The sequence below is a fragment of the Mycolicibacterium wolinskyi str. Jessa 2025 genome, from assembly GCF_049241375.1.
Lineage (GTDB): Bacteria > Actinomycetota > Actinomycetes > Mycobacteriales > Mycobacteriaceae > Mycobacterium > Mycobacterium wolinskyi.
The window spans coordinates 600,462-613,130 of sequence record NZ_CP185960.1 but is presented as its reverse complement, the minus strand read 5'-3'; the positions used below and the strand labels follow the sequence as shown (position 1 = coordinate 613,130).

The window sequence follows — 12,669 nt, the reverse complement described above, 5'->3', positions numbered from 1 at the left end:
TTTTCTACGGTGGTCAGTCTTTGGTGAGTTGGCCGTCGATGCGCCGCCACAGCCCGTCGGGATTTCCGTCCGCAACAGCACTGGGCAGCAAGGACTTCGGAGCGTCCTGGTAGCAGACCGGCCGCAGGAACCGCTCGATGGCGCGCGCACCGACCGAGGTGGTACGCGAGTCGGAGGTGGCCGGGAACGGCCCGCCGTGGACCATGGCGTGGCCCACCTCGACACCGGTCGGCCAGCCGTTGAACAGGATTCGGCCCGCCTTGAGCTCGAGGACCTCCAGCAGGTCACCGGCCTGGTCGTGGTCGGACTCGTCGGCGTGGATGGTCGCGGTGAGCTGCCCCTCCACGTTGGCGGCGACCCGGAGCATCTCGGCGGCGTCGGCGCACCGGATCACGACACCCGAGGCACCGAACACCTCGGCCTGCAACGCCTCCGAACCCAGGAAGGTCGGCGCGTCGCTCGTGAACAGGGCCGCCCGGCAGGACACCGCGGGGGCGTCGGCGTCGGATCCGCGGGCGATCAGCACTGCCTCCTTTTCGAGGGCTGCGACACCGGTGCGGAAGCTGTCGGCGATACCCGGCGTCAGCATCGCGGTCGGGGCGGTCGCCGCGACGGCCTCCCCGGCGGCGGCGACGAACGCGTCGAGCTCGGGACCGTCGACGGCGATCACGAGGCCCGGGTTGGTGCAGAACTGTCCGGAGCCCAGAGTGAGGGAGCCGACGAACGCACGGCCCAGGTCGGCACCGTGACTGGCCAGGGCACCCGGTAGCAGAAAGACGGGGTTGATGGCGCTCATCTCGGCGTACACCGGGATCGGTTCGCGCCGGCCTGCCGCGGCGGCCATCAGGGCCATGCCACCGCCGCGCGATCCGGTGAATCCGACCGCCTTGATGCGGGGATCGGTGACCAGCGCGGTGCCCAGCTCCGGCCCGTACCCGTAGAGCAGGGAGAAGGTGCCTGCCGGCAGACCGCACGCGGCGACCGCGTCGGTGATGGCGCGGCCGACCAGTTCGGAGGTGCCGGGATGGGCGTCGTGTGCCTTGACCACGACGGGGCATCCGGCGGCCAGCGCAGAGGCGGTGTCGCCACCGGCCACCGAGAAGGCCAGCGGGAAGTTGCTGGCGCCGAACACTGCGACGGGGCCGAGCGGCACGCTGCGCTGGCGGATGTCGGGACGCGGCAGCGGGGTGCGGTCAGGGAGAGCGGGATCGATGCGGGCCTCGTTCCAGCTGCCCTCGCGCAATACGCCGGCGAACAACCGCAGCTGGCCTGCGGTGCGCCCGACCTCACCGGTCAGGCGCGGGCGGGGCAAGCCGCTCTCGGCGTGTGCGCGGTCGACCAGGGCATCGCTGATCGACTCCAGGTTGGACGCGATGGCCTCCAGGAAGCGGGCCCGCGTTTCGATCGGTGCGCCGCGGTATGCGGCAAACGCTTCGGCGGCAGCGGCGCACGCGGCTTCGACGTGCGAGCTGTCGCCGTACGCGTAGGCGGGTTCGAGGGCGGCCGCGCTCTGCGGATCGATGCCGCGGATCTCGGTGCCGGTGCCGCGCACCGGCTTGCCCGCGATCAACATCTGCCCGGTCAGGTCTGTCGTCTGCACCATGGATGTCATAGTGGCACCGTACGACCCCAATAAATACATGTCCAAGTCAAGTTTGCGGCTTACTGATGCACTGGTTGTATTAGTTGGATTCGCATCGGCAAGCCTCGTCCTTCGCTCATGATGTGGCGATGGAAGACCTCGTGCAGGGCCACTGTGACCGCCGTTTCGCCGCCGTTCGCGACGCGCTGGCCGAGGCCGTTTCCACCGGTGAGGAAACCGGCGCGGCGATCGCCGTCGACGTCGACGGCGAACTCGTGCTCGACATCTGGGGCGGGTACGCCGACGCGGCTCGCACTGTTCCGTGGGCCGAAGACACCATCGTCAACGTCTTCTCGTGCACCAAGACGCTCACCGCGCTGGCGGCGCTGATGGTCATCGACCGTGGCGCGCTCGATCCGTACGCGCCGGTGGCCAAGTACTGGCCCGAGTTCGCCGAGAACGGCAAACAGGCCATCGAAGTGCGGCACTTGCTGTCGCACACGTCCGGGGTGTCGGGCTGGGACGCGCCGTTCTCGATCGACGATCTCTACGACTGGCAGAAGGCGACCGCGCAGCTCGCCCGGCAAGCGCCCTGGTGGCAACCCGGATCGGCCTCGGGCTACCACGCGGTCAACTACGGCCACCTGATCGGCGAGGTTGTGCGGCGGGTGACCGGAAAGTCGTTGAAACAGTTCGTCCGTGAGGAAATCGCCGAGCCGCTCGGAGCCGATATTCAGATCGGGGCGCGCGCCGACGACGACCACCGCATCGCCGAATTGATACCGCCGCCGCCGTTGCCCGTGGCGCTCGACGTGTTGCCGGAGGAGCATCCGGCACGCAAGACGTTCTCCGCGCCGCTGCCGCCCGACGCCAACGGCGCGGCGCTGGCCGAAACCACGGCATGGCGCCGCGCAGATATCGGCGCGGCCAACGGCCACGGCAACGCGCGATCTCTCGCGCAAGCACTGTCGCCAATCTCGTTGGGCGGCAAGCGCGACGGAGCTCAACTGCTCAGTCCGGAGACGATCGATCTCATCTTCGAGGAGCAATCGAACGGCATCGACCAGGTGCTGATGATTCCGCTGCGGTTCGGTATGGGCTTCGGTCTACCCGAACCGGTGAGCGTGCCTGCCATTCCCGACGAGAAGGTCTGCTTCTGGGGCGGCTGGGGCGGCTCGATGGTCGTCATGAACCCCGAGCGCCGCGCCACCAGCTCCTACGTCATGAACAGGATGGGTCCGGGCACCACCGGAACCGAACGCACGAACCGCTACGCCCAGCTGATCTACGAAGCCCTCGCCTGAGAACGAGCTTCCAACCGGCGCAGCACGTCGGCGGCCAATGCGCGCGGATCCGATCCGGGCGTGGCGGGCAGCAGCGTCACACCGTCGGCGACACCGGCCGACTCGATGTCGGCGATCAGGCCCGCCAGCCCGTCGACTGTGCCGACATAGCGCACCGTGGCGTCGGAACCGGCCAGTTCCAAGCCCCGCCGCGCGGACCGGTAGTCCCCAGCGACGGCCACCGTGACATCCAGCACGACCGAGGCACCCGCATCCTCCGATCGGATGCGGGTGCGAAGCCGACGGGCCTGCGCGAGGTCGGGCGCCGAGATCCGGACCGTCGGCTCACCGCCGTCGGTCAGCTCAGTCCAGGTCCCGGCGTCCGCCACAAAAATCCGCACCTCGCCACGCTACGTGCGAATACCGCACCTGCCCAGAGTTGTGCTCAGGCCGAATCCAAGGGACTATTTCGCGTCGCGCACTCGCGTCTTGTAGAGGCTCGCGACGGTCGTCACCAGCAGCGTCACGATGATCACGCCGAGGCTCGCGAGCGTCGGGATCTCGGGCACGTGCACCGGCTCACCACCGTTGATGAACGGCAGTTCGTTCTCGTGCAGGGCGTGCAGGATCAACTTCACGCCGATGAACGCGAGGATGAACGCGAGCCCCTGGGAGAGGTACACCAGCCGCTTGAGCAGGTCGCCGAGCAGGAAGTAGAGCTGGCGCAGACCCATCAGGGCGAACACGTTGGCGGTGAACACCAGGTAGGGCTCCTGGGTCAGGCCGTAGATCGCCGGGATCGAGTCGAGCGCGAACAGCAGGTCCGTCGTGCCCAGCGCGACGATCACCAAGAACATCGGCGTCATCAGCCGCGTGCCGTTCTCGTTGATCCACAAGCGCAGGCCGTCCCACTTGTCGGTGGTGCGCAGGTGCTTGCGGGCGAATCGCACGACCGCGTTGTCACCGTCGTCGTCGTGGTCGGTGTCTTTGACCAGACCGATCGCGGTGTAGACGAGGAACGCGCCGAAGATGTAGAAGACCCACGAGAACTGGTTGATCGCAACGGCACCCAGTGCGATGAAGATGCCACGGAAGATCAGCGCCAGGATGATGCCGACCAGCAGCGCCTGCTGTTGATAGATCCGCGGCACTTTGAAGCTGGCCATGATGATCAGGAAGATGAACAGGTTGTCCACCGACAGGCTGTATTCCGTCAACCATCCGGCAAAGAACTCGAGCCCGAACTGACTGCCGTGGAAGAGCCAAACCCACACCCCGAACAGGACCGCCATGCCGATGTAGATCGACAGATATGTCGCGGTCTCGCGGGTTGACGGTTCATGTGGCCGTCGCCCGATCACTATCACGTCGAACAACAGCACGGCGATCGTCACGGTGAGCGTGATGATCCATTCGAGCTGGGTTACCTGCATGCAAATACCTCCGGTCGCCAAACAACGCCGGAGGTCTCTTCCACCGGCGATCGACGCCGGCCTGCGGCACCGATCGGATCCATGACGACCGACGTGATGACGACACCGCAGCGAAGGAATACTCCCCTCCGCCGACAAGTGTGCCTGATGGTGAGCGCGATCCGAAATCGAGCGGGCACGCCGTGCACTATCGGGCTCCATCGACGCCGGCTTAGTAGTTTGTACCCGTGACAGCACCGGACGACGCAGATCGTGGGCACCAGATCCCCGCTCAATACGTGCTCTCACCGATGGCACCACAACCCCGCACGCTGGTGGACATCCTCTATGAGACGGCGCGCACATTCCCCGACGCGCCCGCGCTCGACGACGGCACGGTGCAACTCACCTACGCCGAATTGATCGCCGATGTCGAGGACAGCGTCGCGTGGCTGGCCGCGCGCGGCATCGGCCGCGGCGACCGGATCGGCATCCGGATGCCGTCCGGCAGCTACGCGCTCTACGTCGCGATCCTGTCGGCCCTGGCAACCGGGGCGGCCTACGTGCCGGTGGACGCCGACGATCCCGACGAGCGTGCCGAGCTGGTGTTCCGGGAAGCCAACGTGGTCGGCGTGATCACCGAGGCCGGCCTGATCCGCGGGCCCGGGTCGTCGCGGGGCTGGCGCGCCGCCGCACCGCTGGGCCGCGACGACGCCTGGATCATCTTCACGTCGGGGTCGACGGGAACTCCGAAGGGCGTCGCGGTGACGCATCGCAGCGCGGCCGCATTCGTCGACGCCGAAGCCCGAATGTTCTTGCAGGACAACCCGATCGGTCCCGGAGACCGGGTGCTGGCCGGGCTGTCGGTCGCATTCGACGCGTCCTGCGAGGAGATGTGGCTGGCCTGGCGCCACGGCGCATGCCTGGTACCCGCGCCCCGGTCACTCGTCCGCAGCGGCATGGACCTAGGCCCGTGGTTGGTCAGCCGCGACATCACGGTGGTGTCGACGGTGCCGACGCTGGCCGCGCTGTGGCCGGCGGAGGCACTCGAGGCTGTCCGGCTGCTGATCTTCGGCGGCGAGGCCTGCCCACCCGAACTGGCGCAGCGCCTCGCGGTCGACGGGCGCGAGGTGTGGAACACCTACGGGCCCACCGAGGCAACGGTCGTCGCGTGCGCGGCTCCGCTGGACGGGCAGGGTCCCGTCAGCATCGGCCTGCCGCTGGCCGGCTGGGACCTGGCCGTCGTCGACAAGGACAGCCGTCCCGTCGCGATCGGCGAGGTCGGCGAACTCGTGATCGGCGGCGTCGGCCTCGCGCGCTACCTCGACCCGGACAAGGACGCCGAGAAGTACGCGCCCATGCCGACGCTGGGCTGGAGCCGTGCGTACCGCAGCGGCGACCTGGTCCGGTTGGAGGCCGACGGCCTGTACTTCCAGGGCCGCGCCGACGACCAGGTCAAGGTGGGCGGACGCCGCATCGAACTGGGCGAGGTGGACAACGCGCTCGTGAACCTGCCCGGGGTCAGCGGTGGCGCGGCCGCGGTCCGCAAAACCGCGAGCGGCACCCCACTTTTGGTCGGCTACATCGCGAGCACGGATCCGTCGTTCGACTTGGCGGCGGCGCGCGCCGCACTGTCCGAATCGCTTCCGGCCGCGCTTGTCCCCCGCCTCGTGCTCCTTGACGAGTTGCCCACCCGCACGTCGGGCAAGGTCGACCGCAACGCGCTGCCCTGGCCGCCACCCGGCGAGACCGAGCAGGATGCGCCCGAACTCGGCGGCACCCTGGGCTGGCTGGCCGGGTTGTGGCGCGACGTCCTCGGCACGCCCGTCGACGGGCCGGAGGCCGACTTCATCGCGCTCGGTGGTGGCTCACTGTCGGCGGCGCAGCTCGTCGCCGCGCTGCGCCAGAAATATCCGCAGGTCACCGTGGCCGACCTCTACGACCATCCACGGCTGGGGTCGCTCGCCGGCTACCTCGACGAACTCAAGCCGCCGCCGCGCGTGGAGACGCGCGAGGTCAAGCCGACGCCGCGGCTCACCCAGGCCGCCCAGGTCGCGCTGTCGCTGCCCCTGGCCACGCTGACCGGTGTGCAGTGGGTGATCTGGCTGGCGCTGCTCAACAACGTGGCCGCCTGGCTCGGCGTGCTGCCGTGGGCGCATCCCGTCAACTGGTGGTGGCTGCTGGTCGGGTTCCTGGTGTTCATCACCCCGCTGGGCCGGATGGGCATCGCGGTGCTGTTCGCCAGGATGCTGCTGAGCGGGCTGCAACCCGGCACGTATCGCCGCGGCGGCCCGGTGCACCTGCGGGTGTGGTTCGCCGAACGGCTGGCCGACGCGAGTGGCGCCGAGAACCTCGCCGGTGCGCCGTGGATGGTGTACTACGCCCGCGCGCTCGGCAACACCGTCGGCAAAGGCGTCGACCTGCATTCGGCACCGCCCGTGACCGGCATGCTCAAGATCGGCCACCGCTCGTCGGTCGAGCCCGAAGTGGACCTCACCGGGCACTGGATCGACGGCGACCTGTTCCACGTCGGGCCGGTGTCGATCGGCAACGACGCCACGATCGGTGCCCGCACGACGCTGTTGCCCGGCGCGATCGTCGGCAAGAACGCCGATGTCGCGCCCGGGTCGGCGGTCGTCGGCAAGGTCAAGAACGGCCAGTACTGGAAGGGCTCGCCCGCGGTGAAGTCCGGCAAGGCGCGCCATCCGTGGCCCGACCACCGGCCGCGCCGCGCTCCCCTGTGGGTGGCGATCTACGGCCTCACCTCGATCCTGCTCGGCAGCCTGCCGCTGGTCGGGTTGGCGGCCGGGCTCGCGGTGATCGGCTGGGGTATCCACGACACCGCGTCGGCCGCCGACGCGATCGTGCCCGCACTGGCGTGGACGCCCGTCGCGGCGATCGCGGCGCTGGTGGTCTACGCGGGCCTGACCGTGATCGGCGTGCGGGTGCTGTCGTTCGGCCTGTCCGAGGGCTACCACCCCGTGCGCAGCCGCGTCGGGTGGCAGTTGTGGGCGACCGAACGCCTGATGGACGCCGCGCGCAACTATCTGTTCCCGATCTATGCCAGCCTGCTCACGCCGTGGTGGCTGCGCCTGCTCGGCGCGAAAGTCGGCAAGGGCACCGAGATTTCGACGGCGCTGTTCACCCCGAAGTTCACCGAGGTGCAGGACGGCGCGTTCTTGGCCGACGACACCATGGTGGCGTCGTACGAGCTGGGCGGTGGCTGGATCCACGTCGCGAAGGCGACCATCGGCAAGCGCGCGTTCCTCGGCAACTCGGGCATCACCCAGCCCGGCCGCAAGGTTCCCGACGACGGACTGGTCGCCGTGCTGTCGGCGACCCCGCACAAGGCCAAGGCCGGGTCGTCCTGGTTGGGCAGCCCACCGGTGCGCTTGCGGCGCAACGCCACCGCCGCGGACGCACTGCGCACGTTCCATCCCTCCACGCGGCTCAAGGTCCTGCGGTCGGCCGTGGAAACCTGCCGGCTGATCCCGGTGATCGTGACGTTCGGGATCGGTATCGCGGTGCTCGGCGTCATCCAGGCGCTGGCCATCCGGTTCGGCTACCTGTGGACGGCATTGGCCAGCGGCGTGGTGCTGCTGGCGGCCGGTGCAGTCGCCGGGGCGATCGCGGTGATCGCGAAGTGGTTGGTGATCGGGCGGATTCGCGCGGTCGAGCATCCGCTGTGGTCTTCGTTCGTGTGGCGCAACGAGGTGTCGGACACGTTCGTCGAGACCGTCGCCGCGCCGTGGTTCGCGCGTGCCGCGAGCGGCACCCCGGTGATGAACCTGTGGCTGCGGGGACTGGGCGCATCGATCGGCCGCGGAGTATGGTGCGAAACCTACTGGCTGCCGGAGGCCGATCTGGTGACACTCGGCACCGGCGCCACCGTCAACCGCGGCTGCGTGGTGCAGACCCACCTGTTCCACGACCGCATCATGCGGATGGACAGCGTTGTGCTGGAGGAAGGTTCGACATTGGGACCGCATTGCGTCGCGCTGCCGGCCGCACGGCTGGGTGCCGGGGCGACCGTCGGTCCGGGCTCGTTGGTGATGCGCGGCGACGAGGTACCGCCGTCGACCCGGTGGCAGGGCAACCCGATCGCCCCGTGGAACATGTTCGGCAAGAAGCGCGCCGCGGCAGCCAAGAAAACCGAAGAAGTACCTGCCGCGTGACGAGATCGAAGAAAGCCGCCAAGAGAGCATTCTCAGCCCCTGTCATCGACCCGTATCTTCCGGGCAACGGCAACTTCGGCTATCGGGTGTCGCGTTACGAACTCGATCTCGAGTACAAGGTGGCGATCAACCGGCTGGCCGGATCGGCGACCATCACCGCGGTGACACTGGCCGCGCTGCGCACGTTCACGCTGGATCTGTCCGACGCGCTGTCCGTGTCGAAGGTTTCGGTCAACGGCCGCAGGCCCACTCAATTCCGATGTTCGGGCGGCAAGCTGTCGATCGCGTTGTCCGCCCCACTGCCCGCCGGCGCGGCCATGACGATCGTCGTGCGCTACAGCGGTGTTCCGCGCCCGATCCGATCCCTTTGGGGCGAAGTCGGTTTCGAGGAACTGTCGAACGGCGCGCTGGTCGCCGGTCAGCCCAACGGCGCGGCATCGTGGTTTCCCTGCGACGACCATCCCAGCTCCAAGGCCAGCTACCGCATCCAGATCAGCACCGACAGCCCCTACCTCGCACTCGCCAACGGTGAGCTGGTGTCGCGCAAGGTCCGCGCCGGCCACACCGTGTGGACTTACGAGCAACCCGAGCCGACGTCGACGTATCTGATCACCCTGCAGATCGGCATGTACGAGATGCACCGGATGACCAAGTCCCCGGTGCCGATGCACGGCGCGGTGCCGCCGAGGCTGCGCCGCGACTTCGACCACGACTTCGGCCGGCAACCGCAGATGATGAAGCTCTTCGTCAAGCTTTTCGGCCCGTATCCGCTGTCCAACGGGTACACCGTGGTGGTGACCGACGACGACCTGGAGATCCCGCTCGAAGCCCAGGGCATCTCGATCTTCGGCGCCAATCACTGCGACGGGCACCGCAGCGCCGAGCGGCTGATCGCCCATGAACTCGCCCACCAGTGGTTCGGCAATTCCGTGACGGCGCGCCGCTGGCGCGACATCTGGCTGCACGAGGGTTTCGCCTGTTACGCCGAATGGCTGTGGTCGGAGAACAGCGGTGGCCCCACCGCTGCCGACTGGGCACGCCGCTACCACCAGGGGCTGCGCGACCTGCCGCAGGATTTGGTGCTGGCCGATCCCGGGCCGCGCGACATGTTCGACGACCGCGTCTACAAACGGGGCGCACTGACCCTGCACGTCTTGCGCAAGCGCATCGGTGACAAGAATTTCTTTGCGCTGCTCAAGGATTGGACCACGCGCCACCGGCACAGCACGGCCTTCACCGACGATTTCACCGGCCTGGCCGCCGGCTACACCAGTGAGTCCCTGCAGCCACTGTGGCAGGCGTGGCTGTACTCGAAAGCGCTGCCTCCGCTGTGACCGACGGCGGTGGCCCGCCCGCAACCGGACCGATAACCCGCAGCAGCGTCGCCCGCGTCGGCGTCGCGACCGCCATCACCGCGATCTGCGGCTACGCCGTGCTGTACCTGGCGGCCCGCAACCTGGAACCGGAAGGTTTCTCGGTGTTCGGCGTGTTCTGGGGCGCGTTCGGTCTGGTGACGGGCGCCGCCAACGGCCTGCTGCAGGAGGCCACGCGCGAGGTCCGGTCGGCTCGGCACATCGATCTCACGACCTCGCCTCGCACACATCCGATGCGCGTTGCCGCGATGGTCGGTGTCGTCTCGGCACTCGTGATCGCGGGCAGTTCACCGCTGTGGGGCGCGCATGTGTTCGCCGAATCGCAAGCGCTGAGCGTCGCGCTGTTGAGCGTCGGCCTGGCCGGGTTCTGCCTGCACGCCACGCTTCTCGGCATGCTGGCCGGCGTCAACCGGTGGACCGAGTACGGGGCGTTGATGGTCACCGACGCGGCGATCCGCGTTGCCGTCGCGGCGGCCACATTCGTGCTGGGCTGGGGCCTGGTCGGGTTTCTGTGGGCGACGGTGGCCGGTGCCGCGTCGTGGCTGATCATGCTGATCGCGTCGCCGGCCGCGCGGATGGCGGCACAACTCGTCACCGCGGGCGGCACCATGACGTTTCTGCGTGGCGCCGCGCACTCGATCGCGGCCGCGGGCGCCAGCGCGATCCTGGTGATGGGTTTTCCCGTACTGCTCAAGGCCACCTCGGCCGATCTCGGCGCGGCAGGCGGCGTCGTCATCCTCGCCGTCACCCTCACGCGGGCACCCCTGCTCGTGCCGCTGACCGCGATGCAGGGCAACCTGATCGCCCATTTCGTCGACCAGCGCAGCGCCCGGCTTCGGGCGCTCGTCGCCCCGGCGGCGGTGGTGGCCGCGCTCGGCGCTGTCGGCGTGGTGGCCGCCGGGCTGGTCGGCCCGTGGTTGCTGAGAGTGGGGTTCGGCGACGAGTACCGCGCCGACGGAACCCTGCTGGCCTGGCTCACCGCGGCGGCCGTGGCCATCGCGATGCTGACGCTGACGGGTGCGGCCGCGGTCGCGGCCGCACTGCACCGCGCGTACGCGCTCGGCTGGGTGATCGCGACGGTCACCGCGGTGGGGTTGTTGCTGCTGCCGCTCGACTTGGAGACGCGCACGGTGGTGGCACTGCTGTGCGGGCCGTTGGTGGGCATCGCAGTCCACCTGGGGGCACTTGCCAGATTGTCCCAGGCCTAGGGGTGTACGTTATGGGCCATCGACACGCGTTACCACGATGTTTGGATCGTCATCCCCGCCTACAACGAGGCGGGGATCATCGGCGACGTCGTCGCTGACATCCGCGCGATCTTCGCCAACGTCGTATGCGTCGACGACGGCAGCCACGACGCCACCGCCGATCGCGCGCTTAGCGCCGGTGCCTACGTCGTGACGCATCCGGTCAATCTCGGGCAGGGTGCCGCAATTCAGACCGGGGTGACCTACGCGCGACGCCGGCCCGGCGCCCAGATATTTGCCACATTCGACGCCGACGGGCAACACCAGGTCAAGGATCTCGTTCGGATGATCGACCGGCTCAGCGCCGACGACGTCGACCTCGTCGTCGGCACCAGGTTCGCGGGTGTTGTCACCCACATCCCGCCCCTCAAGCGCGTGATCCTGCGCACCGCAGCGTTTCTGAGCCCGCGGAGCCGCAGACTCGGCCTGACCGACGCCCACAACGGTCTGCGGGTGTTCAACCGCAAGGTCGCCGACGAACTCGACCTCACGATGAACGGCATGAGCCACGCCGGGGAGTTCATCTCGCTGGCTTACGAAAACCGTTGGCGGGTGGCAGAAGAGCCCGTCGAGATCCTCTACACCGACTACTCGAAGTCGAAGGGACAGCCGCTGCTCAACGGGGTCAACATCGTCTTCGACGGGCTGTTGCGCAGGAGGCTGACGCGATGAACTGGATTCAGGCACTGTTGATCGTCTCGGTGCTGGTGCTGCTGGCCTATCTGTTGCGGTCGCGCACCAGCGCACGCACCAAGGCGTGGGTGAAGGTCGGCTATGTGCTGTTCGTGGTCGCCGGGATCTATGCGATCCTGCGGCCCGACGACACCACCGTGCTCGCCAATTGGCTTGGGGTGGACCGCGGTACCGATTTGATGGAGTACGTGCTGATCATCGCGTTCGCGTTCACCACGCTGAGCACGTACGTGCGGTTCAAGGACATCGAGTTGCGGTACGCGCAGCTCGCCCGTGCGGTGGCGTTGCAGAACGTCCGCGTGCCCGGCGAGGATCCGTCGCGCTAACGGCTGAGCAACGCCGTCAGCAACGCGATCCGCGGACCTTCCAGTTCCGGTTGCGGCAGCACCGACCGCACGATCGCCGCACCGTCGAACGTGTTGATCAGGATGGCGACCGCCGCGGTGAACACGTCTTCCGGAAATTGCTCGGAACCCGGTACGGTCCTGGCGGTTTCGTAGATGTTGGTGGCGTACTCGCCGAGCATGTCGCGAAGGGCGGCCTTGAGCTTCTCGTCGGTGCGCGCCGCCACCATGAGTTCGTACATCACCGTGTTGGTGTCGTTGCCCGTGACATCGCGCAGGATGGTCAGCACCGCTTCGAGTGCGGGCTGCTCGGCGGGAATCTCGGTGACGCGCTTGGTGAACAGCTCGAGCTGACGGCGCATCACCTCGCGGCCGGTGGCCGCCATGAAGTCACCCATCGTGGGGAAATGCCGGAACAGCGCACCGTCGGAGACCGTCGCCCGCCTGGCGATCACGGCCGCCGAAGCTTTCGCATACCCGACGTCGATGATCGTGTCGATGCTGGCGTCGAGCAGGCGCGCGACGGTCTCCTCCCGGCGCTGCTGTTGAGTTCTGGCCAT

General features: G+C 68.3%; 10 protein-coding genes. 6 read left to right on the top strand and 4 right to left on the bottom strand.

All coding sequences use genetic code 11. The annotated features are described in order from the left end of the window. Positions 1-13 precede the first annotated feature (13 nt). Positions 14-1,612: an aldehyde dehydrogenase (NADP(+)) gene (locus ACOI2T_RS03160; protein WP_409502615.1), complete on the bottom strand. Its 1,599-nt coding sequence runs from the start codon at positions 1,610-1,612 to the stop codon at positions 14-16. A gap of 119 nt (positions 1,613-1,731) precedes the next feature. On the opposite strand from ACOI2T_RS03160, the gene ACOI2T_RS03155 reads away from it, so the two are divergent. Beyond that, positions 1,732-2,886, top strand: a complete 1,155-nt coding sequence (locus ACOI2T_RS03155; RefSeq protein WP_409502614.1) for a serine hydrolase domain-containing protein — start codon at positions 1,732-1,734, stop codon at positions 2,884-2,886. Here ACOI2T_RS03155 and ACOI2T_RS03150 read toward each other — a convergent pair. Continuing rightward, a complete protein-coding gene (locus ACOI2T_RS03150) occupies positions 2,868-3,266 on the bottom strand; it encodes a hypothetical protein (RefSeq protein ID WP_409502613.1) in 399 nt (132 codons plus the stop codon). The genes ACOI2T_RS03155 and ACOI2T_RS03150 overlap by 19 nt on opposite strands. A 63-nt stretch (positions 3,267-3,329) precedes the next feature. Next, a complete protein-coding gene (locus ACOI2T_RS03145; protein WP_409502612.1) occupies positions 3,330-4,298 on the bottom strand; it encodes a TerC family protein in 969 nt (322 codons plus the stop codon). A 290-nt stretch (positions 4,299-4,588) separates the two neighbouring features. Between ACOI2T_RS03145 and ACOI2T_RS03140 the strand changes: the two genes are divergently transcribed. Genes ACOI2T_RS03140 through ACOI2T_RS03120 form a run of 5 tightly spaced genes read left to right on the top strand, consistent with a single transcriptional unit; the run spans position 4,589 to position 12,091 of the window. Continuing rightward, positions 4,589-8,452, top strand: coding sequence for a Pls/PosA family non-ribosomal peptide synthetase (locus ACOI2T_RS03140; protein ID WP_409502753.1), 3,864 nt, complete (start codon positions 4,589-4,591; stop codon positions 8,450-8,452). Further along, positions 8,449-9,786, top strand: a complete 1,338-nt coding sequence (locus tag ACOI2T_RS03135) for a M1 family metallopeptidase (RefSeq protein ID WP_409502611.1) — start codon at positions 8,449-8,451, stop codon at positions 9,784-9,786. The genes ACOI2T_RS03140 and ACOI2T_RS03135 overlap by 4 nt, the downstream gene beginning before the upstream one ends. Continuing rightward, entirely contained in the window at positions 9,753-11,033 is a 1,281-nt protein-coding gene (locus ACOI2T_RS03130; RefSeq protein ID WP_409502610.1) for a hypothetical protein, read from the top strand. Before ACOI2T_RS03135 ends, ACOI2T_RS03130 begins: the two co-directional genes overlap by 34 nt. An 18-nt stretch (positions 11,034-11,051) precedes the next feature. Continuing rightward, on the top strand, positions 11,052-11,744 hold the full coding sequence (locus tag ACOI2T_RS03125; RefSeq protein WP_409502752.1) for a polyprenyl-phospho-N-acetylgalactosaminyl synthase PpgS: 693 nt from the start codon (positions 11,052-11,054) through the stop codon (positions 11,742-11,744). Further along, the gene (locus tag ACOI2T_RS03120; protein ID WP_067850277.1) at positions 11,741-12,091 is read left to right on the top strand and encodes a DUF2304 domain-containing protein; all 351 of its coding nucleotides are present in this window, start codon (positions 11,741-11,743) and stop codon (positions 12,089-12,091) included. The genes ACOI2T_RS03125 and ACOI2T_RS03120 overlap by 4 nt, the downstream gene beginning before the upstream one ends. Here ACOI2T_RS03120 and ACOI2T_RS03115 read toward each other — a convergent pair. Continuing rightward, positions 12,088-12,669 carry a TetR/AcrR family transcriptional regulator gene (locus ACOI2T_RS03115; protein WP_409502609.1) on the bottom strand — a complete coding sequence of 194 codons (582 nt, stop codon included), beginning with the start codon at positions 12,667-12,669 and terminating at the stop codon, positions 12,088-12,090. The genes ACOI2T_RS03120 and ACOI2T_RS03115 overlap by 4 nt on opposite strands.